General features: G+C 53.8%; 22 protein-coding genes. 6 read left to right on the forward strand and 16 right to left on the reverse strand.

Features of this window, described 5'->3' with window-relative positions; all coding sequences use genetic code 11:
* Nucleotides 1-39: 39 nt before the first annotated feature.
* Nucleotides 40-585: a D-glycero-beta-D-manno-heptose 1,7-bisphosphate 7-phosphatase gene (gmhB, locus tag MT343_RS00050; RefSeq protein WP_145467315.1), complete on the reverse strand. Its 546-nt coding sequence runs from the start codon at nt 583-585 to the stop codon at nt 40-42.
* Nucleotides 586-828: 243 nt separating this feature from the next.
* Here gmhB and MT343_RS00055 point away from each other — a divergent pair, with 243 nt between their 5' ends.
* Nucleotides 829-2,517, forward strand: coding sequence for a hypothetical protein (locus MT343_RS00055; RefSeq protein WP_145467313.1), 1,689 nt, complete (start codon nt 829-831; stop codon nt 2,515-2,517).
* Between the two features lie 169 nt (nt 2,518-2,686).
* Here MT343_RS00055 and MT343_RS00060 read toward each other — a convergent pair whose 3' ends face one another.
* The 3 genes from MT343_RS00060 to glyQ all read right to left on the reverse strand — a co-directional run bounded on the left by MT343_RS00060 (nt 2,687) and on the right by glyQ (nt 7,001).
* Complete coding sequence (locus tag MT343_RS00060) at nt 2,687-3,868, reverse strand: hypothetical protein (protein WP_145467311.1); 1,182 nt, start codon at nt 3,866-3,868, stop codon at nt 2,687-2,689.
* 95 nt (nt 3,869-3,963) lie between these two features.
* On the reverse strand, nt 3,964-6,024 hold the full coding sequence (glyS, locus tag MT343_RS00065; protein WP_145467309.1) for a glycine--tRNA ligase subunit beta: 2,061 nt from the start codon (nt 6,022-6,024) through the stop codon (nt 3,964-3,966).
* On the reverse strand, nt 6,024-7,001 hold the full coding sequence (glyQ, locus tag MT343_RS00070) for a glycine--tRNA ligase subunit alpha (protein WP_145467307.1): 978 nt from the start codon (nt 6,999-7,001) through the stop codon (nt 6,024-6,026). Before glyQ ends, glyS begins: the two co-directional genes overlap by 1 nt.
* A 288-nt stretch (nt 7,002-7,289) precedes the next feature.
* On the opposite strand from glyQ, the gene MT343_RS00075 reads away from it, so the two are divergent.
* Nucleotides 7,290-9,359 (forward strand): BCCT family transporter, encoded by a 2,070-nt coding sequence (locus tag MT343_RS00075; RefSeq protein WP_145467305.1) that lies wholly within the window; start codon nt 7,290-7,292, stop codon nt 9,357-9,359.
* Here MT343_RS00075 and MT343_RS00080 read toward each other — a convergent pair.
* Nucleotides 9,351-9,983, reverse strand: a complete 633-nt coding sequence (locus tag MT343_RS00080; protein ID WP_145467303.1) for a sensor histidine kinase — start codon at nt 9,981-9,983, stop codon at nt 9,351-9,353. The genes MT343_RS00075 and MT343_RS00080 overlap by 9 nt on opposite strands.
* Nucleotides 9,984-9,999: 16 nt before the next feature.
* On the reverse strand, nt 10,000-11,640 hold the full coding sequence (locus tag MT343_RS00085; protein ID WP_243989441.1) for a tetratricopeptide repeat-containing response regulator: 1,641 nt from the start codon (nt 11,638-11,640) through the stop codon (nt 10,000-10,002).
* A gap of 151 nt (nt 11,641-11,791) precedes the next feature.
* On the opposite strand from MT343_RS00085, the gene MT343_RS00090 reads away from it, so the two are divergent.
* Entirely contained in the window at nt 11,792-12,700 is a 909-nt protein-coding gene (locus tag MT343_RS00090; protein WP_186435816.1) for a lysophospholipid acyltransferase family protein, read from the forward strand.
* 128 nt (nt 12,701-12,828) lie between these two features.
* Entirely contained in the window at nt 12,829-13,734 is a 906-nt protein-coding gene (locus MT343_RS00095) for a lysophospholipid acyltransferase family protein (protein ID WP_186435815.1), read from the forward strand.
* A gap of 45 nt (nt 13,735-13,779) precedes the next feature.
* On the opposite strand, the gene MT343_RS00100 is transcribed toward MT343_RS00095, so the two are convergent.
* From MT343_RS00100 to def, 7 genes are all read right to left on the reverse strand, one after another.
* A complete protein-coding gene (locus MT343_RS00100) occupies nt 13,780-13,974 on the reverse strand; it encodes a zf-HC2 domain-containing protein (RefSeq protein WP_186435814.1) in 195 nt (64 codons plus the stop codon).
* Complete coding sequence (locus tag MT343_RS00105; protein WP_145467295.1) at nt 13,971-14,561, reverse strand: sigma-70 family RNA polymerase sigma factor; 591 nt, start codon at nt 14,559-14,561, stop codon at nt 13,971-13,973. Before MT343_RS00105 ends, MT343_RS00100 begins: the two co-directional genes overlap by 4 nt.
* A gap of 2 nt (nt 14,562-14,563) precedes the next feature.
* Nucleotides 14,564-16,012 (reverse strand): TrkH family potassium uptake protein, encoded by a 1,449-nt coding sequence (locus MT343_RS00110; protein WP_145467293.1) that lies wholly within the window; start codon nt 16,010-16,012, stop codon nt 14,564-14,566.
* A 12-nt stretch (nt 16,013-16,024) separates the two neighbouring features.
* Nucleotides 16,025-17,398: a Trk system potassium transporter TrkA gene (gene trkA, locus MT343_RS00115; protein ID WP_145467291.1), complete on the reverse strand. Its 1,374-nt coding sequence runs from the start codon at nt 17,396-17,398 to the stop codon at nt 16,025-16,027.
* Between the two features lie 62 nt (nt 17,399-17,460).
* A complete protein-coding gene (gene rsmB / locus MT343_RS00120; protein ID WP_255449005.1) occupies nt 17,461-18,795 on the reverse strand; it encodes a 16S rRNA (cytosine(967)-C(5))-methyltransferase RsmB in 1,335 nt (444 codons plus the stop codon).
* Nucleotides 18,792-19,742, reverse strand: a complete 951-nt coding sequence (gene fmt, locus MT343_RS00125) for a methionyl-tRNA formyltransferase (RefSeq protein ID WP_145467289.1) — start codon at nt 19,740-19,742, stop codon at nt 18,792-18,794. Before fmt ends, rsmB begins: the two co-directional genes overlap by 4 nt.
* A complete protein-coding gene (gene def / locus MT343_RS00130) occupies nt 19,742-20,266 on the reverse strand; it encodes a peptide deformylase (protein ID WP_145467287.1) in 525 nt (174 codons plus the stop codon). Before def ends, fmt begins: the two co-directional genes overlap by 1 nt.
* A gap of 111 nt (nt 20,267-20,377) precedes the next feature.
* Here def and MT343_RS00135 point away from each other — a divergent pair, with 111 nt between their 5' ends.
* Nucleotides 20,378-21,436, forward strand: coding sequence for a LysM peptidoglycan-binding domain-containing protein (locus tag MT343_RS00135; protein WP_145467285.1), 1,059 nt, complete (start codon nt 20,378-20,380; stop codon nt 21,434-21,436).
* Nucleotides 21,437-21,448: 12 nt separating this feature from the next.
* A complete protein-coding gene (gene dprA, locus MT343_RS00140; RefSeq protein WP_145467283.1) occupies nt 21,449-22,537 on the forward strand; it encodes a DNA-processing protein DprA in 1,089 nt (362 codons plus the stop codon).
* 26 nt (nt 22,538-22,563) lie between these two features.
* Here the strand turns inward: dprA and MT343_RS00145 are convergent, their stop codons facing one another.
* From MT343_RS00145 to MT343_RS00155, 3 genes are all read right to left on the reverse strand, one after another.
* Entirely contained in the window at nt 22,564-22,794 is a 231-nt protein-coding gene (locus MT343_RS00145; RefSeq protein ID WP_145467281.1) for a hypothetical protein, read from the reverse strand.
* A 180-nt stretch (nt 22,795-22,974) separates the two neighbouring features.
* A complete protein-coding gene (locus MT343_RS00150) occupies nt 22,975-23,463 on the reverse strand; it encodes a hypothetical protein (RefSeq protein ID WP_145467279.1) in 489 nt (162 codons plus the stop codon).
* Nucleotides 23,464-24,170: 707 nt separating this feature from the next.
* The gene (locus MT343_RS00155; protein WP_145467277.1) at nt 24,171-24,437 is read right to left on the reverse strand and encodes a hypothetical protein; all 267 of its coding nucleotides are present in this window, start codon (nt 24,435-24,437) and stop codon (nt 24,171-24,173) included.
* Nucleotides 24,438-24,734 lie beyond the last annotated feature (297 nt).

The raw sequence follows: 24,734 nt of genomic DNA on the forward strand, positions 1-24,734 counted from the left end.
ACAGGTGTAAGTAAAAAGCCGGCATTTGCCGGCTTTTTATTACGGGTTTGCCAATACAAAATCGGCAAAAGCGGCGAGGTTATCAAACACCTGCGCCTGGCTTAACCCGGCGTCGGCGAGTTTGGCGATGCTTTTCTCACCTTTACCGGTACGCACCAGTGCCGGACGGCAGCCGGCAGCAACACCGGCTTCTAAATCACGGACAGAATCGCCGACCATCCAGCAACCTTCGGCCGATGTGCCTAACGCTTTTTCAATCTGATGAATCAGGCCGGGCAAGGGTTTGCGGCAGTCACAATGGTCATCCGGACCATGCGGACAGAAGGCGATATGGGCAAAGCGACCATTATGCTCTGCGGCCAGCGCGTTCATTTTGGCGTGCATCGCTTCCAGGTCGGCAAGGCTGAAATGCCCCCGTGCCAGGCCACTTTGATTGGTCGCAACGGCGATGGTGTAACCGGCGTTGCACAAACGGCCAACCGCTTCAGCACTGCCAGTAATTGGTAGCCATTCGTCGACGGACTTTACAAAGTCGTCGGAGTCTTCGTTCAGTACGCCGTCGCGATCAAGAATGATGAGTTTCATTGGGCAGTCTCTTCTGTAAAGCCGGTTTGTGCCGGAGGGGTGTGGGCGGGATAACCGTCCACGGGCTTAACCAGGTGCAGCGATGAATTAAAAAATATGTCAGTCAGTGCCAAGTCATGCATCTGGGCTGATACCTCTGCCTGAGTCTGGCGGGCAATGATGCCTGCCGTTAATCGCAAATGATACGCTCGGTTGGCCTGATCCCTCAGCAAAAACTGACTTCTCAGCAAAAGGAATATCACTATGGAAAGTTCTCTTTGCCGGCGCATCGCCGGAACCTCACTGCTTAGTTTCGGATTGTTGCTCAGCGCCTGCGGTGAAAAAGCACAAAATGATATGGTTGCGGCACAAGCTCCTGAGACCACATCCAGCAGCGTCACCAGCGGCACCTGCAGCGGCACTTATCCCAGCTACTGGCAGGACCCGGCAGCTAAATTCAGCAATATGTGGAAAGGTCAGGAAATCAGCAACGTGCCGCCTGCTGACTGGCAGAGCCCGGTGTTCCGCATATCCGACAAGTATCCGCGTCAGCCGGTGGATGACCGTGCGGCACAGCCATGGCGCGATGCACGTTTTGATGCCCTGTTCAGAACAGACACTCCGGCAGCGCAGAAAAAACAGCTGGCATATGACTACAGCTGGCTGGTGATGAAGTACATTCAGGACGGCAACGTTAACCGTCCCGGAGTCGAAGACTGGGATGTGTGTAACAACAACGTGCGTCCGTGGTACAGCATTCCTTTCCAGACTTACGATGCCATGAGCGGGCGTGAGTTTACCCACGGTCTGACCCGCGAAGCACCGGTCACATTCTCTACACCTCAGGGTGCGATCAACACTACTATGTGGGCGGTAGGCTTCTTTAATGCAACGGCCGCTTACACTCTGGGAACGGTTTGGCAGGCAGACGGCACGGCGAAAATTCCGGCTAAAGATGTGAGCTTTGATGAGGGCGCCGTTGTTGGTAAGCCGCTGTTTAATACCTCCACTCCGGAACAGCTGCCGGTGCTGGCGAATCAGCCCGCCTGGAATGCCAATATCTCCGATCCGTCATTCTGTAAATGCACACCTGCGAAGGGCAATGAGTGCACGCTGATTGAAGAAAGCCAGCAGTGTCCGCGCAGCACGACAGAGTGGAACGACGTGCGCCTGCTGCAGTTTGATTTTGCGGTAAAAGACAGCCGTGCGCCGGGTACGCAGTGGGTATTCGGTACCTTTGTTGCCGATGGTCAGCGCAAAGCTAAAGAAGCCGATCCGTGGCTGCGTATCAGTCTGCTGGGTGTGATGTGGGGCAACGACACACCACCGGATGGCAAGCTTGCGCACAACTATCCGCTGGATGTGAAAAAGAACGGTTTTATGGAAGAAGTTATTTTCTGGGATACCGTGAACGAACTTAATAAATACGGCGGCGCCAACCCGATGCAGCATATGGGACATTTAGGCTGTAATTATCGCCTGAACGGCCCGGCCGATAATGCCAACAGCTCGTGCATGTCCTGCCATGGCACGGCTTCGGTACCGGACAGCAATTTTGATACGCCGCCGCTGCTGTCACAGTTTTCAGGTATCACCAAAGAATGCGTAACCCCTGACCCTGAAAATCCGTTAGTCGGTGTCGATCGCAGTGGCAGCAAAGCAACGGTGAATAATGGTGTCAGCTTTGCCAATATCGACAGTATTTATTTTGCCAATGTCCCGGCCGCGGCACCCTTTAATATGACCGTTGAAACCGATAACGGGCCAGTTAACGTGATGGGCAATGGTGTACCGGATTATGCCAGCGGCCGTAAGAGCTGGATTTCTCTCGATTATTCTTTGCAGTTGTCTATTTCATTAACCCAATGGATGCAGTGGCAGGAAAACAGTGATGATCCGGCGCTGGAACGTATTAACTTTAAAGAACTGCGCCGTGGGGTGAAGGAAAATTAAGCTGAATTAATTTCAGTGAATGACAATAAAAAGCCCGGCTGGTAAGCCGGGCTTTTTTTGATAAAAAATCTATCGTTAAGTCTTCTTTTATGGCATGAGGAAATTAAGCATAAAAATATAAGCGATTTCACTCGAACCCGTTATCAGACCTTATCTGAAGTGTTTTTTATCAGTTACGCTCACGGGAAAACAGTATGACGGATTGATAACCACGTTGGTTATAAGCTTTATCATTAGACACATCCAGATCAAAACCATCTGCAAATTCTGCCGCTGGTATATTCGCAAAAGTGAAAGGAAAATCTGGCAAGGCGTTAAAATCAACCAGCTCTAGTGAATAGGTGTTGTTAACCATCAATGATGCATCAACGGTATAGGCAATATACTGTTCTTCTGTACCAGCTGCCGTTATTAAATAGGCATCTGAATATCCCTCCGGAATGGCATCGGCCAGCTGGGGGATTTGCCAGGTCAGTGTATTTCCATTGATGGTAAGTTGGTCTGAATATACCGCATAGGCGCTGAAATCAGGAATGGTAATGTTGTCGATATCTTCAACATTGGCCTGATAGTAACCAATACCCTCAGTTTCTTTATCAATCCGGTAAAAATCACCAGCGATACGGTTAGTAACCGGAATTTTATACGTCAGATTATTGGACCAAGCTGACGTATCTATCCCTGAACCACTACCTGGAAGCCTGTAATCAGCGCGAACGCCTGCAGGAAGAGACACGCTATCGGTCAGTGGCGTCTTGATGTCTACTTCCAGCGTTTGCCCCGACGTTAAGTTCACATTCTGAGCGGTGTAGATATACTCTGTACCGCCTGAATAACCGTGGATAATCAGATCGCTGGTTACCGATTCGCCAGATAGATATGCTGCATCGTTGTCACTTTCGTCTATGAAGGTGTCGGTAGTGTTAGTTATCGACATATCATAGACAGGGACTCCGCCATCAACGGATTTTACAATGATATGAGGGGCTGTTCCGGTTGCGTTGCATTCCTCAAAGCCATTGATGGCAATATTATGAGACAAGTTTAATACTCTCACTTTTGGTGAGTATGACGTTAAGGAGTCTTCAGTACTTTCACAAGTTGTCAGTACAGCGACTTCCATTTTTCCATCTGGATTGGTAGAGGTGAAACGGTAGATTTGCGAGGAAACATTTTGCCACTCACCATCTCCGATTTTAATGGCAGCATAGTCCAGATAACGGGTATCGAATGTAAGTACGGCGGCGGACTTATTATCAGGATCTGAGTTGTTATTATCAGATCCACTCGATCCGCCACCACAGGCAGCCAGCAGAGCAATTGCAGAAAAAAGTGCGGTTTGTTTTAACATATTTCATCCTTTGAAATAGAAGGGTAGTAAATAAGGAAAGGCAGCCTAACTCAGGCTGCCTTTTTATACGCTTACGCAGGTCAATTAATAATTAATTATCCCTGCAGCAATGAAATATCTGCGATACCGATAAACAATCCCTGCAGTTGCTTGAGCAGTGCGAGGCGGTTGTTTTTCACAGCTTCGTCGTCGGCCATTACCATCACGTTGTCGAAGAAGGCATCAACCGCTACGCGCAGACCGGCAAGTTCGGTCAGTGCGGCGCTGTAATCGCCCTGTGCCATTAATGGTTCAACGGCCTGCTGTTTGGCGGCAACCTGTTCGGCCAGTGTTTTTTCTTCGGCCTGAGCGAGCAGGGATGAATCCACTTTGGCTTCGACTTTGTCGCCACCGTTTTTCGCCAGAATATTCGACACACGCTTGTTGGCAGCAGCCAGTGCTTCGGCGGCGTCCAGTTTATTGAACGCGTGAACGGCCTGTACGCGGCGGTTAATATCCAGCGCGTTGGTGATACCCAGTGCACGGACTGACTGGAATACGCCGGCCGGAATGCCTTCGTCGGCGTACCAGGCGCTGAAGCGATCAAGCAGGTATTCGGTCAGAGTGGCTTTGGTTTCGGCTTTAGGTGCGGTTGCCCAATCCGAGCCAATGGCCCAGTCGATCAGGTCGCTCAGATCGATATTGATTTCTTTTTCAACCAGCAGACGCAACACACCCAGCGAGGCACGACGCAGGGCGAACGGATCTTTGGAACCGGTCGGAATCTGGCCGATACCAAACAGACCCACCAGGCTGTCGAGACGATCAGCCAGCGCAATCAGCGTACCGGTTTGGCTGGCCGGCAGCGCGTCACCGGCGAAGGCCGGCATATATTGCTCAACCATGGCGGCGGCAACATCGGCGTGTTCGCCATCGTGCTCGGCGTAGTATTTACCGGCCAGACCCTGCAGGTCGGTGAATTCGTACACCATGCTGGAAACCAGATCGTTTTTGCACAGCTGCGCGGCACGCTCCACCAGAGCACTGTCGGCACCGGTTACTGCGGCGATACGGCTGGCCAGTTTACCGATACGGCGGGCTTTATCGGCGATGGAACCCAGGCCATTCACCCACACCACGTTTTCCAGTTTGGCGAAACGGCTTTCCAGTTTCTGTTTACGGTCGGTGTCCCAGAAGAAGGCCGCATCCGACAGACGCGGACGGATCACTTTCTCGTTACCGGAAATGACCTGCGCCGGATCTTTCGATTCGATGTTGGCGATGGTGATGAAGTTGGGCATCAGCTTGCCGTCTTTCATCACGTGGAAGTATTTCTGGTGTTCTTTCATCGAGGACACCAGCGCTTCCGGCGGTACGCGCAGGAAGTCTTCGTCAAACGAACCGGCCAGTGCCACCGGCCATTCGTTCAGCGCGGTCACTTCGTCGAGCAGGTCGGCGTCGATAACTGCTTCGCCACCCAGCTCTTTGCCTTTGGCGGCAACCTGTTCGTTGATCAGCGCCGCGCGCTCAGCAAAGTCGGCCATCACATAAGCGGCACGCAGTTTGTCCTGATATTCCGCCGGATTAGCGATGGTGATTTCACCCGGCGCGTGGAAGCGGTGACCACGGGAAGTGTTGCCAGCCTTCAGACCCAGCACTTCGCCGTTAACTACTTCAGAGCCAAACAGCATCACCAGCCACTGCACCGGACGTACGAATTCAACGCGCGAAGCGCCCCAGCGCATACGCTTGGGAATCGGCAGCTTGTCGAGGCTGTTCTGCACGATGGCCGGCAGCAGCTCAACGGTGTTTTTGCCCTTTATCGTGCGCTGAATCATCAGCTTGCCATTCTCACCGGTCTGCAGATCGGCTGCGGTTGCACCGGCACGGGCAGCAAAGCCTTCGGCGGCTTTGGTTGGCTTACCATCGGCGTCAAAGGCGATATTGGCTGGCGGGCCGTAGAGGATTTCTTCCTGGTCTGCCTGCTGGGCTTCGAGTGCTTCGATGCGCACCGCCAGACGGCGTGGTGCGGCGAAAGAGACAACGGCACCAAAATTCAGACCGGCGTCTTTCAGGCCTTGTTCGATGCCGGAGGTGAATGCGGCAGACAGGTTTTTCAGCGCCTTTGGTGGCAGCTCTTCGGTACCCAGTTCAACCAGAAAATCTTGTGCACTCATTATTTGTTCTCCTGGGCAGCGGCTTTTTCTTTATCGGCCAGATAGCGTGCGAGCACGTCGGCGCGGTTGGCTTCGTCCGCCAGCGGGAAGCCTTTTTCGGCGCGGCTGTTGAAGTACGCCTGAGCCACGGAACGGGCCAGGGTACGTACGCGCAGGATGTAACCCTGACGCTCGGTGACCGAGATAGCGCCACGGGCATCCAGCAGGTTAAAGGTGTGGGAGGCTTTCAGTACCTGCTCGTAGGCGGGCAGTGGCAGACCGGCTTCGATCAGGCGCGCACAGGTTTTTTCGTACTGGTCAAAGGCGATGAACAGGAAATCGACATCGGCGTGTTCAAAGTTATAGGCCGACTGTTCCACTTCGTTCTGGTGGAACACGTCGCCATAGGTTACGGCTTTGCCGTCCGGGCCGTAAGTCCACACCAGGTCGTAAACGGAGTCTACTTCCTGCAGGTACATGGCAATACGCTCCAGACCGTAGGTGATTTCACCGGTCACCGGGAAACACTCAAGGCCGCCGACCTGCTGGAAGTAGGTGAACTGAGTCACTTCCATACCGTTCAGCCACACTTCCCAGCCCAGACCCCAGGCGCCCAGGGTTGGCGATTCCCAGTTGTCTTCGACGAAGCGGATATCATGCACCAGGGTGTCGATGCCCATGGCTTTCAGGGATTCGAGGTATTTTTCCTGAATATCCACCGGGTTTGGCTTCATCACTACCTGAAACTGGTAGTAGTGCTGCAGGCGGTTAGGGTTTTCGCCGTAACGGCCGTCGGTCGGACGGCGGCTTGGCTGCACGTAAGCAGAGCTCCAGTTCTCCGGGCCGATGGCGCGCAGGAAGGTCGCGGTGTGAAAGGTACCGGCGCCCACTTCCATATCCAGAGGTTGGTTAATCACACAGCCCTGTTCGGACCAGTATTCCTGCAGGGCGGCAATCAGGCCCTGGAAGGTTTTGACGTTGTGGCGACTCTGACTCACGGTGGAATTCCTGTGTTGGCAAGGCCAGAGCTTGTTCAGACTAAGTGAATCAGGCCCTGAATGCTGTTCGCAAAATAAAAAGACGCCGGATTATAGCAGCGATGCGCCCTGAGAACAGGGGCTGCGTGCCGGCCGAATCCTGCAGGGGTTGTAATCGCCGGAGGGGTTTGTCAGGGTTAAAAAGCATTGTCCTGCCACAGGCAGGGTGGATTTCCGGAGTTGCCCGGCGCGAATTACGTGCGCTGGCGGGCAAAGAGCCTGAGCGCTCTGGCATAACACGGAGGCTTTATGACCACTTCAACGGACTCTGTCCGCAAGCAATCAACATCCCCGCTGGCCGAACATAAGGCCGTTCAGTCGACCGTGCTGCTGCCGGTATTTATTCCTACGGTACTTATCGCGGCGCTGCTGATCATTGGGACTATCGCCAATCCGGCGCTTGCCGGTGAGGTATTCAGCAGTGCACTGAGCTGGATCACCAGCACCTTTGGCTGGTTTTATATGCTGGCGGTGGCCATTTTTCTGCTGTTTATCGTCGGGGTGGCGATGTCGGGCTGGGGCAATATCCGCCTCGGGCCTGACCATGCCGAACCCGAATACAGTTTTCCGGCCTGGTTTGCGATGCTGTTTTCGGCGGGCTACGGCATTGCCCTGTTGTTTTTCGGTGTGGCTGAACCTGTGCTGCATTATTCACAACCGCCGGCGGGCGCAGCCGAAACCATTCCGGCGGCGCGCCAGGCGATGCAGATTGCGTATTTCCACTGGGGCGTTCATATCTGGGGGATCTACGGTCTGGTCGGGCTGGTGCTGGCCTATTTTGCTTACCGTCATGGGCTGCCGTTGTCGATCCGCTCGGCGCTGTATCCGTTAATTGGCGAGCGCATTTACGGGCCGCTGGGGCATGCGGTGGATGTGTTTGCCATTCTCGGTACTTTGTTTGGTCTGGCGACCACGCTTGGCTTGTCGGTGGCGCAGATTAATGCCGGTATACATTACCTCTGGCCGGCGATACCGGTCAGTACCACGGTGCAGGTGATTGCGATCTTCACGATCACGCTGGCGGCGACGGCCTCGGTGGTGGCGGGGATGGATAAGGGCATTAAAAACCTGTCGATGCTGAATATGGCGCTGGCCATCTTCCTGCTGGTGGTAGTGTTTTTTATTGGTCCGAGTATCCACATTCTGGAAACCTTCCTGCAGAACACCGGCGATTATCTCAGCGGTCTGGTGGCGCGTACCTTTAATCTGCAGGCTTATTCGCGCAGTGACTGGATCGGTAACTGGACGCTGTTTATTTTCGGCTGGACCATCGCCTGGGCGCCGTTCGTTGGTTTGTTTATTGCCAAAATCAGCCGTGGCCGCACCATCCGTCAGTTTGTTTTTGGCGTACTGGCGGTGCCTACCCTGTTTACCTTCCTGTGGTTTTCGGTGTTCGGCGATACCGCGCTCTATCTGATTATGAATGAAGGCCTCAATACCCTGATTGCCGATGTGCAGGCCGATCATGCCGTGGCGCTGTTTCAGCTCTACGATCAGCTGCCCTGGTCGTCGTTTTTATCGCTGCTTACGGTGTGTCTGATCATTACCTTCTTTGTTACTTCATCGGATTCCGGCTCATTGGTAGTCGATTCTCTCGCCTCCGGCGGGGCGCTGGAAACTCCTCTGTGGCAGCGCATCTTCTGGGCTTTTCTGGAAGGCACCATCGCGGCTGTTCTGTTGCTGGCCGGTGGCCTGAGTGCGTTGCAAACCATGACCATCGCCAGTGCTCTGCCGTTTGCGGCCATCATGTTGGTGGCGGTTGCCGGGTTGTGGCGGGCGCTGGTGATTGAAGGGCACCGGGCTTCGAGTCTGAACTCAGCCGCGTCGACCCGCCCGCATCAGCAGCAGGGACAGTGGCGCCGGCGTCTGGCAGGGCTGGTGGATTTTCCGGATGCCGCACGCGTTGATGGTTTTATTGCCACCACCGCAGTACCTGCGCTGGAGCAGGTTTGCAAAGAGCTGGTACAGCACGGCTGGCAGGCGCAGGTTGGGCACGATGCCGCGCAGGCCAGAGCCTGGTTGCAGGTGCAGGGTGGTGACGAAGTGGACTTTATTTACGATATCCGCCGCACATTACAGCCTTTACCGGCGTACAAAGCGCCGGCAGATGGTGAGCAGTTTGCCCGTGCTGAGGTGTATCTGCGCCGCGGCAGTCAGGGCTATGACCTGTATGGCTGTGATCAGCAGGAGGTTATCCGTGATCTGCTTGATCAGTTTGAGAATTATCTCAATTTCCTGCACATCACCCCTGGCCATCTGCCCTGGGAAACCGCCGGTTACGATGAACTCAGTACCCCGGCAGAAGGCCGCTCAGGGTAAGTGAACGCTGACTGATGCACCGCCTTCCTTACGGTTGGCGATGTGCACACTGCCGCGCTCTTCGCCCTGTTTATGGTGGCCGGCAATCAGCTCAACAAAGAACAGGCCCAGACCAGAACCTTCGTTTTTGGTGGTGTCTTTTTCACCGGCGAGCACGGCTTCGTCGAAGCCGTGGCCGTTATCTTCAACGCAGACAGAGAGGCCATTACTGTCATCGGCGGTCAGGCGGATTTGCGTAGCACCGGCCTGAGCGCTGTTGGTGATTAAGGTGATAAGCGCCAGATGAATCAGGGTTTCGTTGTAGAAGCCCTGGCAGTCTTCACTGATGTCGTTGGAGAAACGGATACCCGGATATTGCAGGCTGGTGGCTTCAATCGCATCGGCGGCGGTGTCGCGTGGCCAGGCATCGTCCATCGGAAAGTGTGATTTCTGTTCGAGACGGAACAGAGTCACCATTTGCATGGTGTCGTTTTTCAGCCGGTTGGTGCGCTGCAAAATGGGTTCAAGGTGTGTGTGATAACGTTTGGGAATGCGTGCCAGTGCTTCCTGTTCGTAGTCGAGCAGTGCCTGCAGCTGATTTTTCAGGTCGTGCACTACGGCGCCGACCAGATGTTCAAATTTCATGGAAACTTCCCGTGTCCTAAAGACCTGCAGCCCGCTTCAGGCGCATAAATGTGCCCTTCAGACGCTCGTATCGTTCATAACGTTCATCGTTATTGCCAATTTTGCCAATACGTTGAAAGTAGCGGTAGCAATCTTTTAACTGGCTGATGTCGATCTGGGTATTTTCGATCAGGCTGATTTTCGCCTGAATAGCATTCAGCAGTACGCTAACACCGGCCTCATCATAAGAGGCGGCCTCGTCAAAGGCGGTGATGGCGTCGGCAAATTCACCTTTTTCGTAGTGGCCCACACCACGGGCATTCAGGGCGGCGGTATGGTCACGGATGACCATCTGATTCAGGTTTTCTTCCAGCGATTGCAGCTGGGCCAGTTCGGCGGCGGCCAGTCCCTGTTTTTCCAGTGTGCGCATTAATTTTTTGGCTTTTACGTGTTGTCCCGTGTCGATATAGGCTTCCGTCATCTGCAGCTGCTGCTCGTGGCTGGGGTCTTTCATGCGCTGCAGAATTTCTTCAGCGCGCTGGGCCGATGCACGGGCTTTATCTTCATCATTAAGGGACGTATGAGTCCTGCCTTCAACGATGCTGGTTTCAAACATTATGCTGTCCTGACCGGCGTAGTCCTGACGCAGCTCATCAATGGCTTTAAAAGCTTTTTCGACGCGGGTGCGTTGCTCGCGGCTCTGCTCGCCGGCTTTTAATTCGTGGTGCACGGTGCGGGCAAATTTCAGATAGTTGCCGGAATTTTTGTAGCAGGAATGGCGGCCAAGTTTGATGGCCTGTTCGAAGGCGGCTTCGGCGACCGGGAAATCGCCATTATTGTATGCCAGTTGTCCCAGCTCCATCTGCCGCAGTACGGCTTTGGGGGATATTTCCACCGCTTTTTCCAGCTGCTTCTGCGCGCCTTTGGCATCGCCCAGACTGCGCAGAATGGTGGCAGTCCAGTCGTAACACTGCACATACATCGGATGAACAATTAATGTCTGCTTGAGCAGGGCCAGTGCACTGCGTGAGTCGCCGAGAAAGTGCATACAGATAGCCTGACCAAGACGGGCCCAGGATACCGAGCGCTTGTTCAGCAGTTCTGAATAAATTTTGATGGCGTCGTTGTAACGCTTCTGGCGGATATAAAGTTTGCCGAGGATACGGGTCACCGGAATCATCAGTTTCGGATTGTTTTCCAGTACGGCTGCCGCCAGTTCTATAGCGCGGTCGGTATCGCCCTGATCAATGGCGCTATCAACTTCCGCTAATTCCAGTTTGGTGGTCAGGATGCGGGTCAGGCGTTCACGCAGCATGTTCAGGGTAAAGGGCTTGGTGATGTAGTTATCGGGTTCGTATTCGAGTGCCCCCATCACCATTTCGACGGCGTTCTCCCCGGTAACCAGAATAAACAGGGCGGTGGCGCGCAGGCGGTTGCAGTAACGCGCCTCTTCCAGAATCTGCTGACCGTCTTTGCCTTTGCCGAGGTTGTAATCGGACAGCACGATGTCGTATTCACGCTCCATGATAAAGTCCATGGCTTCGCGGCCATCGGTAGCCGTATCTATCTGCGTGGCACCAAGGATGGTGATCATCTTTTTCAGTGCGCTGCGGGCTTCTACCAGATCATCAACGACAAGGATGCGTTTTTCTTTGAGGGCGAGTTCAAGATTAATCATATTCGCGGTCATCTACGTGGTGTTCTGAGTCTAGCAGAGCAACAGATGGATGCTGTTGCCGGGCTTATGTTTGTTGTCTCTGCGTCGTCTCAGTTGTGCCTGTTGCATAAGACAGGCTGCAGGTACACTTCAGGCTCTGCAGAGGAGTTGCATGTTGAAATCTCTTTTAGGCTACATACTGATCGGACTGATTAAGTTAGTAGGACTGACACCGTTAAAGACGGCGCAAAAACTGGGGCGGGGCATAGGCTGGCTTCTCTGGTCTTTCCGCAGTCGTGCCAGAGAGGTGGCGCGGGTAAACCTCGGACTTTGTTATCCGGATATGGCACCTGAGCAGTGTGATCGGCTGTTGCGTGACGCTTTGCTGCACAGCGGTATGACAGCGGCAGAGATGGGGCCTTTCTGGGGTTACAGTCAGCAGGAGGGCCTGAAACTGCTGAACAAGGTTCACGGTGGTGAGCTGCTGGACAGGGCGCTTGCGGATGAACGGGGTGTGTTGCTGCTGATTCCGCACCAGGGAAATTGGGAGCTGACGAACAACTTCATCTCGGGCCAGAGCCCGGTAACCTTTATGTACCGGCCGCTGAAGAATCAGGTATTTAATGACTGGATGGTGAAGCGGCGGGAGATGCTGGGCTGCAATCTGGTTCCGACTACCGGTGCCGGAGTTAAAAGACTTTTTGAGGTATTGCAGTCTGGTGGGGTCGTGGGCTTTTTACCCGATCAGGAACCCAAACGCCGCAGCGGCGTGTTTGTGCCTTTTATGTCAGTGCCAGCACTGACGCCCAAATTACCCGGGGAGCTACTGAGAAAAACCGGCGCGATTGCCCTGATGGTATGCGTCGTCCGTCTGCCCGATGCGCAAGGCTTTGATATCCATATTTCTGAGCCCCCTTCAGATATTTACGCGGATGATCCCGAAGTCTCGGCAGCGGCCATGAACCTTGCAATTGAGCGCTGTATTGCGCTGTGCCCTGAGCAGTATCAGTGGGAATACAAGCGCTTTAAACATCGGCCCGAACATGCGCTGAGCCCTTACGCCAAAGCCGGTGTGCCCTGATTCCGCGGTGGCGGCCGGGCCTCAGCAAGCCATATTATTAATCTTTAAGAACAGTTCTGATCCTGTGCCGGTCTGTTGCATGATATGTGGTAACCGGTACACTGCGACTCCCGCACAGGAGTCGTATTGTGAAATCGATCATTGGTTATCTGGCGATAGGGCTGATTAAGCTGCTGTCCCTTACTTCTCTCTCTCTGGCACAAAAAGTTGGTCGTGGTCTGGGCTGGCTGTTATTGCAACGCCGCACCCGCGCCCGTGAAGTGGCCCGTCTCAATCTGTCCCTCTGTTATCCACACCTGAGCGAAGCAGAGCGCGAAGATCTGCTGGCTGAAACGCTGGCAGAAAACGGCATGATTCTCGCTGAAATGGGGCCGATGTGGGGCTACGCTCCCGAGCGGGCGGCGGGTCTGATCCGCAATGTTATCGGCGAAGATGTGCTTGATGAAGCGATCGCTGATCCCCGAGGCCTGATTCTGCTGGCGCCGCATCTGGGCAACTGGGAAATCATCAACAACTACATCTCCACTAAATGCCCGATCACCATCATGTATCGTCCGGCCAAAATACCGGTATTCAATAACTGGATGGTTGCCCGCCGTGAAGCGGTGGGTTGTAAGCTGGTGCCGACCACCCGGGCCGGTGTAAAAGGGTTATTTGATGTGCTCAATGACGGTGGAATGATCGGCTTTCTGCCGGATCAGGAGCCGCAAAAGAAAAGCGGCGTGTTCGCGCCTTTTATGGGCATAGAAACCCTGACGCCGAAATTACCGCATGACATGCTGAAAAAAACCGGTGCCATAGCCATTTACGGTTTTGCCAAGCGCCTGCCCAATGCTGAAGGTTTTGATATTTATTTCATCCGTGCCGATGACGATCTGTACGCTGACGATGTGCGTGTGTCGGCTACGTCAATGAACCGCAGCATTGAAGAGTGTGTTTCGCACTGTCCGGCGCAGTACCAGTGGACCTATAAACGTTTTAACCGCTTCCCTGAAGGCGGGCCGACGCGCTACCGGATTGCGAATATCCCATAAGGTGTCTGAATTATGTGGCGGGCTCTGGTCTGAAGCGTACAGGCGCTATTGATTGCTGTCGTCTTTATCCTGTGGACGGGATGCTTTGGTGAATCGTCGCAGCAGATGCATCTGTTCACCAAAACGGCGGCAGCCAGAGCAGATAAGGGTGTGAACTTTCAGTTCGGCCTGCTCTTTAAGACTGAGCGGGCGCTCCTGAGCTTCAGACATCAGGCGTGTGGCCTGCTGGCAATTCATCATGTGGCTTCTCCCGCCCCGAACCAGTGATCTTCCAGACATTCGCGCAGCCGCAGCCGCGCGCGGTACAGCAGGACATGCAGGTTACTGGTTGTCAGTTCCAGAGCCGCACAGATTTCCTGGCTGTCCAGTTCGATAAATTCCCGCATCATAAATACCCGTGCCTGTTCTGCCGGTAAGGCATCCAGGCAACGGTCAAACACGCGCCAGAAATGTTCGTCGTGTACCAGTTGCTCCGGGGCGTCCCAGCGTTGCGGGCGATCGTCTTTGTGCCAGTGACCACGCTCATTAAACAATTGGTCGTCGGCCAGACTGCAATCCTTACAGTCATCGATATCTGTCATCTGCGGTTGGCGGTAACGGCCGCGCAGGGCGTCTGCAATTTTGTTCTTCAGAATGGCAAACATCCAGGTCTTAAGGCTGGCAGCGCGGTTAAAGGCCGCGGCATTTTTCAGTGCTCCGGCCAGTGCTTCCTGCACCACATCTTCGGCTTGTTGTTCGTCACTGAGTTGCAGCCGGGCGAAGCTGAGCATCTGCTGACGCAGTTCGTTCAGTTGTCCGTTATCAGCAAAAGGCCGGGAATCATTCATGTTCAGCTGCGCCAGAAGTTAGGGCTTAACAGCACCAGCAGAGTGAAAATTTCCAGACGGCCAAGCAGCATGGTCAGTGCCAGCAGCCATTTGGCGGTGTCGGAAATATTACCGTAATGGGCGGCAACATCACCCAGACCCGGACCGAGGTTATTGAGGCAGGAACCAACAGCAGAAAAGGCCGTAACCTGATCCAGCCCGGTGGCCATCAGCGCCAGCATCATCACCATAAAGGTAACGATGTAGACGGCGAAAAATCCCCATACGGCATCCAGAATGCGATCAGGTACGGCGCGGCGGCCGAGCTTAACCGGCATGACGGCATTGGGATGAATCAGGCGACGGATCTCACGCACACCCTGTTTGTAGATCAGCAACACACGGATAACCTTCATACCACCACCGGTCGAACCGGTACAGCCACCGATAAAGGCCATCATAAACAGCAGCACCGGCAGGAAGACTGGCCAGCCGGCAAAGTCGGCGGTGCCGAAGCCTGCGGTGGTGGCGATGGACACCAGTTCAAAGACACCGAAACGGATGGCTTCCGGCAGAGGATAAGTATCGGTCAGCCAGAGTGCGGAAATGGTCAGCAGAATACCGCCGGCCATGACCAGCAGAAAGAAGCGTATTTCTGAATCCTGCAGATAGTGGCTCAGTGTACGGTTACGCCAGGCGAAGAAATGCAGCGAATAATTCATCGCCGCAATCAGCATAAAAAAGACGCAGATGCCTTCGATCAGAGCGCTGTTAAAGTGGCCGATGGAGGCATCATAAGTTGAGAAACCACCAATACCCACGGTCGCGAAGCTGTGGGTGACCGCATCAAAGCCGCTCATGCCGGCAAACCAGTAAGCCAGGGCGCAGCTGATGGTTAAGAAGGCGTACACATACCACAGGGCTTTGGCGGTTTCCGCGATGCGTGGCGTGAGTTTGGAGTCTTTCAGCGGGCCCGGCATTTCCGCGCGGTAAAGCTGCATACCACCAATCCCCAGCATCGGCAGAATGGCGACTGCCAGAACGATAATCCCCATGCCGCCCAGCCATTGCAGCTGCTGGCGATACCAGAGGATTGATTTCGGCAGGTACTCAAGGCCGGTCATTACCGTCGCGCCGGTGGTGGTCCAGCCGGACAACGATTCAAAGAAAGCATCGGCAAAACTCAGGCCGGGATGCTCGGCAATCATAAAGGGCAGTGTGCCGGCGAGACCGAGGGTCAGCCAGAACAGTGCGGCAATCAGGAAGCCGTCGCGGGTACGCAGCTCGTTATGGGCATTTTTTACCGGTAACCAGGACACAAAACCCAGGCCAAAGGTCAGTACCAGAGCAATAACAAAGGCTTCGGTGGCGCCATCGTTAAACCACATCGACACCAGAATCGGTGGCAGCATGGTCATGCTGAACAGCATGAGAAAGATACCAAGAATGCGCGCAATAACCGCAAAGTGCATGGACAGCTCCGATCAGAAGAAACCGAGACCGACCTGGAACAGGCGCTCGACGTCCGGAATATGGCGTTTTTTCATCACGAACAGAATGACGTGATCGTTGGATTCCACCACCACATCAGAACTGGCCATAATCACATCTTCACCACGCACAATGGCACCGATGGTGGTACCTGGTGGCAGTTTGATTTCGCGGATTTTGCGCCCCACCACTTTTGATGAGTTGCTGTCGCCATGGGCAATGGCTTCGATGGCCTCTGCTGCGCCACGGCGCAGAGAGTGAACATTCACTACGTCGCCACGACGCACGTGGGTCAGCAGGCTGCCGATGGTGGCCTGTTGCGGAGATAGCGCCACGTCGATCATACCGCCCTGCACCAGATCGACATACGCCGCTTTGTTAATCAGCGTCATCACCTTACGTGCGCCAAGACGCTTGGCCAGCAGCGACGACATGATGTTCACCTCGTCATCGTTGGTCAGGGCACAGAATACATCGGTGTTTTCGATGTTTTCTTCTTCCAGCAGTGCTTTGTCGGTGGCACTGCCCAGCAGCACCACGGTTTTGCTCAGATTTTCACTGAGGAACTGAGCGCGTTGTTCGCCGTGTTCAATCAGTTTTATGCGGTAATCACGCTCCAGCGCTTTCGCCAGACGGTAACCGATGTTACCGCCGCCGACGATCATCACCCGCTTGTAAGAATCTTCTTCGCGGCGCAGTTCGCTCATTACCTTGCGGATATGCTCTTTGGCAGCAACGAAGAAGACTTCGTCGTCGGCCTCAATAATGGTATCACCGGTGGGTTCGATGGCTTTGTTGCGGCGGAATACCGCTGCCACGCGGGCATCAATATTGGGCAGGTGATCTTTCAGATGGTGAATCGCCTGACCGACCAGAGGGCCACCGTAATAGGCGCGTACCGCAACCAGCTGTACGCGCTGATCGGCAAAATCCAGCACCTGTAACGCGCCGGGATACTGCAGCAGGCGGCTGATGTAGTTGGTCACCACCTGCTCAGGGGAAATCAGAACGTCGATCGGGAAAGCATCGTTGCGGAACAGTTCAGCCTGCTTCAGATACTGGCCGGAGCGGATACGGCTGATCTTGGTTGGCGTACGGAACAGGGTGTAAGCCACCTGACAGGCCACCATATTGGTTTCGTCAGAGTTGGTTACCGCAACCAGCATATCGGCATCATCGGCCCCGGCATCACGCAGGATGCTGGGGTATGAACCGCGGCCAAGAACCGTTTTGATATCGATACGGTCCTGCAGCTCGCGCAGGCGGTCGGCATCGGTGTCGACCACGGTAATGTCATTCTGCTCATTGGCCAGGTTTTCAGCCAGTGTGCCGCCGACCTGACCGGCGCCCAGGATAATAATCTTCATAGGCTCTCAATATTGGTTCTCAGTAGCCTGCGGACACACGGTTGGCGTGTCCCCCGTCGCGCTTACTGCGTTTTGTGCAGCAGGGCGTAGTAAAAACCGTCGTGGCCGTCGCGTTGTGGCAGCAGCTGACGCCCGGCATTACAGGCGCTTCCCCAGCAAAAGTCCAGTGTCTGCAGCTGTGCATCACTGTTGGCATCAACAAAGCGGCGGATTTGTTCGCTGTTTTCCTGCGGTAAGACCGAACAGGTGGCGTACAGCAAACGGCCGCCCGGCTTCAGCAGAGACCAGGCGGTATCCAGCAATTGCGCCTGAACCTGTGCCAGCTGCCCGATATCTTCGCGGCGGCGCAGCAGCTTGATATCCGGATGGCGACGAATCACACCGGTGGCCGAGCAGGGCGCGTCGAGCAGAATGGCATCAAATAATTCACCATCCCACCAGGCGTCCGGGGTGGCCATATCGGCACACACAACCTCGGCGCTGAGCTGCAGCCGGGCGAGGTTTTCATGCACCCGTGGCAGGCGGTTTTCTTCAATATCCAGCGCTACGACACGGGCGTCTGCGCTTTCCAGCAGATGGCAGGTTTTACCACCGGGAGCAGCACAGGCATCGAGAATGCGTTCGCCGTCCTGCGGCGCCAGCAGCATGGCCGCGAGTTGCGCGGCTTCGTCCTGCACGCTGAAATCACCATCGGCAAAACCGGGCAGTGCGGTGATATCGCAGGATTCGGCCAGATAAATACCCACGGCGCTGTGTTCGGCAGGGCGGGCTTCGATACCGGCCTGTTGCAGGCGTTCGAGGTATTGCTCGCGGCTGCCATGGCGCTGGTTTACGCGCAGGCACAGCGGTGGGCGCTGGTTATTCTGTTCGAGAATGTCCTGAAACTGTTCCGGCCAGGCTTTGCTCAGCATTTTGACCAGCCATTTCGGGTGGCTGCTGGCGGTTACCGGGTTTTCGTCCAGTGGTGGCGTAAGGCTTTCGTATTCGCGCGCGTAACGGCGCAGGCAGGCATTAATAACGGATTTGGCGTAACCCTTGCCCAGCTCTTCGCAGACTTCCACGGTGGCGTGCACGGCGGCATGCGGCGCTTTCTTCTGAATCTCCAGCTGGTACAGACCGATGATCAGCAGGGCAAATAAGTCCTGATCTTCTTCACCAAAAGGACGGCTGAGCAGCATTTTGGCCAGTGCGTTCAGACGCTGAAAATGACGGCAGCTGCCCAGTGCCAGATCGCGCAAAAAGCCGCGGTCAGCCAGATCGACGCGCAGTTCCAGCGGTGGCAGGCATTGGTTAAGGGATTGTCCGGCGAGGACGGCACTGAGTGCCATGGCCGCCGCACGGCGGGCACTCAGGGTGGTGTCTTTGGCTTTACCCCAGGGCGAGGTCGCGGCGCTCAAGGTTGCGACGCCAGCATGTGGTGCGACTGAAATAACTGTGGCTGACCATTAATCACATCGGCCACGTTCATGGCTTTTTTGCCGGCTAACTGTACCTGAGTGATACGTAATACTCCTTCGCCACAGGCGATTTCCAGACCGTCGGCGCTGACTTTGGCGATAGTGCCCGGCAGCAGCTGGCTCGGTTGTTCAAGGGCTTCGGCCATAAGTACGCGGATGCGCTCATCGCCAAGCAGGGTGTAAGCCATCGGGAACGGGTTAAAGGCGCGCACGCGCAGCGCAATCTCTTCAGCCGGTTGTTGCCAGTTGATGAGGGCTTCTTCTTTCAGCAGCTTATGGGCGTAGTTGGCCTGTGCATCGTTTTGCTTTTCCGGATTCAGGGTTCCGGCTTCAAGCTGTGCCAGGGTATTCAGCAGCGCCGCTGGGCCCATCTCTGCCAGACGGTCATGCAGGGTGCCGCCGGTATCGTCAGCCAGAATACCGGTGGTGACTTTGCTCAGCATGTCGCCGGTATCCAGACCCTTATCCATCTGCATGATGGTGATGCCGGTCATTTTGTCACCGGCTTCAATGCAGCGCTGAATCGGCGCCGCGCCACGCCAGCGTGGCAGCAGCGAGGCATGTACGTTCAGACAGCCGTGTTTTGGCGCGTCGAGTACGCTTTGCGGCAGAATCAGGCCATAGGCGACCACGATCATGACGTCGGCATTCAGGCTTTTCAGCTGTTCAACATCGGCCGGATCTTTGAAATTCAGTGGCTGAAAAACCGCCAGATTATGTTCGAGTGCAACCTGCTTTACCGGGCTTGGCTGCAGCTTCTTACCGCGTCCGGCGGGACGGTCGGGTTGGGTATAAACACCGATCACCTCATGCCCGCTGTTGATCAGCGCCTGCAGATGAATGGCAGCAAACTCCGGCGTACCGGCAAAAACGACGCGTAAGGCCATTACTTCTTACCCTGATTGCGGGCTTCGAGTTTGTGCTTCTTCTCGAGTTTGTCTTTGATGCGGTTACGCTTCAGTGGCGAGATATAGTCGACCATCAGTTTGCCTTCGAGGTGGTCAGCTTCGTGCTGAATACAGACCGCCAGCAGGCCGCGGCATTCCATTTCAAAGGGTTTGCCATCGCGGTCGAGGGCTTTGACCAGACAGTGCTCAATGCGGGTAACGTCTTCGTAGAAGCCGGGAACCGACAAGCAACCTTCCTGCATGGTTTCCATTTCGCCGTCGAGTACGGTGATTTCCGGATTGATAAATACCAGTGGCTCGTTTTTATCTTCCGACACGTCGATGGTCACGATGCGCTCGTGTACATTGACCTGAGTGGCCGCCAGACCAATGCCCGGTGCCTGATACATGGTTTCGAACATGTCATCGACGATGGCACGCACCCGGTCGTCCACCTCAGCCACAGGGGTGGCTTTGGTGCGTAAACGGGGATCCGGGTATTCTAAAATTTCGAGTATGGACATAGAGTTGCTGTGCTTTTATAGAACTAAGTGGTCGTGACTTGCTAAGATGGCTGCCGAACAGTGATTTTCAATGCGCGATCGCAGATCCGCTAATAATAAAGGGAATACAGGATGAGCAAAACCATCAAGCGCATTCTCGTTGCTGGTTTGATGTGTCTTTCAACCGGTGCCATGGCGCTGGATCTGAAATCCGATGCGCCACAACGCTATGTGGTTAAAAAGGGCGATACCCTCTGGGATATCTCCGAACGCTTTACCAATGACCCCTGGCAGTGGCCGGAAATCTGGTATCAGAACGGTCAGATTAAAGATCCTCACCTGATTTTTCCGGGTGACGAGATCGGCCTGATCAGCATTGATGGTGAAACCCGCGTGACTGTCACCAAGCGTGGCGAAGGCAGCCGTACCGTGAAGTTATCTCCGGGTACGGTAAAAATGCAGCCAACCGCCCGTGTTGAACCGATTGAGTCTGCAATTCCTGCGATTCCACAGGATGCCATTCGTGGTTTCCTGCGTGAACACCGTGTAGTGGCTCCGGAAGTGCTGGAAAAAGCACCACGTGTTTTGTCGGGCGCCGATGCCCGCATTTTGATGGGCGCTGGCGGTAAAGTGTATGCCCGTGGTGATTTTGGACCGCAGGTTTCCAGTGCCTACGGCGTGTTCCGCAAAGGTCAGGTTTACCGTGATCCGGAAAGCGGCGAAGTGCTGGGACTGGAAGCGCTGGATATCGGTATGGGCCGTGTACTGGCACATGATGATGATATTGTGACGCTGGAACTGGAGCGTACCAATCAGCAGGTATCCGTTGGTGACATGCTGCTGCCGACCGAAGACCGCGATCTTATTGCCAACTTCTACCCGAAATCTCCGGAGCGTGCGGTGCTTGGCCAGATTCTGGCGGTATCCGGCGGCGTGACTCAGGTGGGTCAGTATGACGTGGTGGTACTTAACCGTGGCGAGCGCGATGGTCTGGTGCCCGGCTCTGTACTGCTGATCAAAAAAGCCGGTGCTGTGGTGTATGACCGCGTTGCCGCTGAACGGGTACGCTTACCGGAAGAACGTGCCGGCAGCCTGATGGTGTTCCGTACGTTCGAAAAACTGTCCTATGCACTGATTATGCGGGCGACCAAGCCGCTGCGTGTCGGCGACAAGGTGGAATCCCCGAACTAATAAGGACTGTTTATGCTCAGGGACGAGCTGTTACTCGCCTGGTGGCGTCTGGCAAAACTGCCGGGCGTCGGCAGTGTTACTCTTGGTGATATCCGCCAGAACCTTTCCCGTCCGCACGACCTCTTATCCTGTACCGTCGCGCAGCTGGAATCTTTTGGCCTGAAGGCCGATGCCGCTGCGCGCTGGCTGGATGATCCTTCCCTGAGTGATGGTTTTGATGTGTTGCAACGCTGGCGCAATCAAAGCCGTTGCGGTGTGTTGCTGGCGGGTGTGGCTCCGTATCCTGAAACGCTTGCCAGCCTGCGCGATGCCCCCACTTTTCTTTATTACCATGGTGATCTGGCCTGTTTCAGTCAGCCAATGATCGCCATGGTCGGCAGTCGTAACCCAACCCCTTATGGCGCGGAATGGGCGCAGCAAACCGCCAGTCAGCTGGCGGCGGCCGGTCTGACGGTCGTCAGTGGCATGGCGATTGGCATTGATGGCGCCGTGCATCAGGGAGCGCTTAGTTGTGGACGCACCATTGCGGTACTCGGCAGCGGCCCGGATGTGATTTATCCGCAGCGCCATCTGGGACTGGCGCAGATGGTGATGCAAAAAGGGCTGTTGTTGTCGGAATTTGCCCCGGGAACAGAGCCCCAGGCCAAACACTTTCCTTCCCGTAACCGCATTATCAGCGGCCTGAGTCTTGGTACTGTGGTGGTGGAAGCAGCGATTAAAAGTGGCTCGCTGATTACCGCGCGGCAGGCAGCAGAACAGGGCCGCGAAGTATTTGCTTTACCCGGTGCGGTGACCAACCCGCTCAGCCATGGTTGCCATCAGCTGATCCGCGAAGGTGCCTGTCTGGTACAGAATGCGCAGGATATTCTGCAGGAACTGAACCTGTTGCCGGAACAGGCTCAGACTCAACTGGAATTAACCGAACCGGTATCTGCCGCGGTGCCGGTATTGGTTACTCAGGTGGATTATAGTGCTACCAGCACCGATGTGATTGCCCTGCGCAGCGCCTTACCCATCTCGCAATTATTACCGCAACTCCTCGACCTTGAATTGCAGGGCTGGCTGGCACAGGTGCCAGGCGGTTATATGCGGCTGAAGTAACAGCCGCAATAAAGCTACTAACTCTGTTACAACAGCCGCAACAAAAGCTGTAACAACAGAAAAAGAAACAGCGCGATCAGCAGCAGATAGCCGATTACGACCTGTACATACTGCGACTTGTTTTCCCCGGCTTTATACCAACGGCCAAAAGCAAAAATACGCTTATTCTTCAGACCGCTGATCAGCATACCAATCGCAGCAACTAAAGCGATGCCGATGAAATAAGGCAGCCATGCAGTATCGGCAGATGTTGGCATTGGTGTCTCCGTTTATAAAAGATAAAGCTGTAGGTTATTGGCCTCTGTTCAATGGTCAGGAATTTTGACTGGCAATAACAATCAACAGACCAATAAACAGCCAGAGCAGAATTTCCAATACCAGAATGTTCTTTTTGCGCATAAAACCCTGGGGTCTGAATTTCGCTTATGGCGTGATGATCAGCGCTGCCACAGCAACGAAGCAACAAAATACAAAGGTAACGGCATAAATATCCAGCCCAGTGCCAGATTGCGGATCCGGCTGAGCTGACTCCGGCTTACCTGGCCCGAATCCGGAAAGCTTTTCAGATCGCCGAAGCGCTGCTGCCAGAACCAGCGCAGCTGGCCGGATGGCAGAAAAACAGCACCGGTTGCCAATGACAGCAGCACAATCTCTGCACAGATATATTCAGCGCCACCGATAAAAATCAGCGGCGTGATAATGGCAATAACAGGTGCCAGCAGATGATTAATCAATGGCCACCTGCGGCCATTGGTTTGCTCTTCCAGATAGCACCACCACTTGATCGACATCAGCGGCAGAATGGCAAGCAGAGTACTGCCTGCCACCATTCCTGTTTTCTGAATGACCGAGTTACTGGTGATGCTGCTGATATTCAGCCAGTAAATCAGAGTGGTCAGTATAAGCCAGAGGAGAAATCTGATCAAAACGACGTTTCTTTTTTATAGAGACTAACAAATAAGTGAATAAAACCATACTGATCACTGAAAGTGAAATGCTACAAACGATGTTATCAAAAATGATCGGTAGGCAAATACCAAGAAAGATCCAGAGGAAAAAATAACCTCCAAATTTATCGTTATCTGCCATGTCTGAACCGCACTGTTTATATGGAAGCCCATTCTGCGAATCAAGGTCCATAGAAAATCTGAATCTGTAAAAAATTCCATGATGACAACCACAATTAAAGAAGATTATTCAGGTGCTTTTAACATTATCTACTGGCCAAGGACGTCTGCTACACAACTCCATCAGTGTGAAAAGCACGAAGGACTGAACAGCCAGCCAAGCACTAATATCAGGGCAAACACCATACTTCCCTGGATTAGATTGTATATAGCGCCCCCCTCATCACCTTTCGAAGGCTTAAATGAAAGGAACGCTATGTATATAAACCCGGGGACAATGGCCATTAAAATAACCTCTTCCGAGGTTAACGTTGGCCAATACTGGGTTTTATATGGAAATACGAATAATTGGTAAAAAAAGCTTAAAACTACCCCATACCCATAAAACCATAACAAGTGGTGATTCTTATTTCGTTGAATGAACCACCAATATATAAGAATAAACAGCACACCCAGGGCCGCCAAAGACCATGTATTTTCGAATGAAAGACTCTGACACAATGAACTTAGCCACATATCCAATGATCCTGTTCTGACTGTGTCAGGTTACTTAATAAAAAATACAGGTTGGCCTGTGTAATAGTCCAGGTTTTCTGACCTTCTGCAATTGAAAGCAATAAATCTTTAACCATATTGATGCCGTTCGATAGACTGCCTTTGGCGCTTAACATTTCATTCGATATATCCATATATATCACCCTTCGGGCGGCATTACTGTGCAAAGCTGCTCCTGCTGTTTTGTGTTCAGGAACAAGATGCTCCATCGTACTCATGCCTGTACCAGAAGTACAGTTGTAAGCCATTGCTGGGTATTTTCTAAATTTTCAGGGCTCGCGCCAGCAGGTTAAGCACTCATGCTATTCGCCGTTAATCGATTTATTCTGCAACCTTATAGTCGATGGTGAACTGGGGATTCAGTTTACTATAAAAAGGGTTAATCCAATTTGTTTATCGTGGATAATTCGGTAATTTTTCAGGATTTTATAAAGTCTGGGTTAAAGTGATGAAAATCAGATGTGCTTTAAATTTTCTTTTTAATGAAAATATAAATCAAAATGCTGAGTAGTATT

Source organism: Venatorbacter sp. C2-1, assembly GCF_022832715.1.
Taxonomy (GTDB): domain Bacteria; phylum Pseudomonadota; class Gammaproteobacteria; order Pseudomonadales; family Oceanobacteraceae; genus Venatoribacter; species Venatoribacter alkanivorans.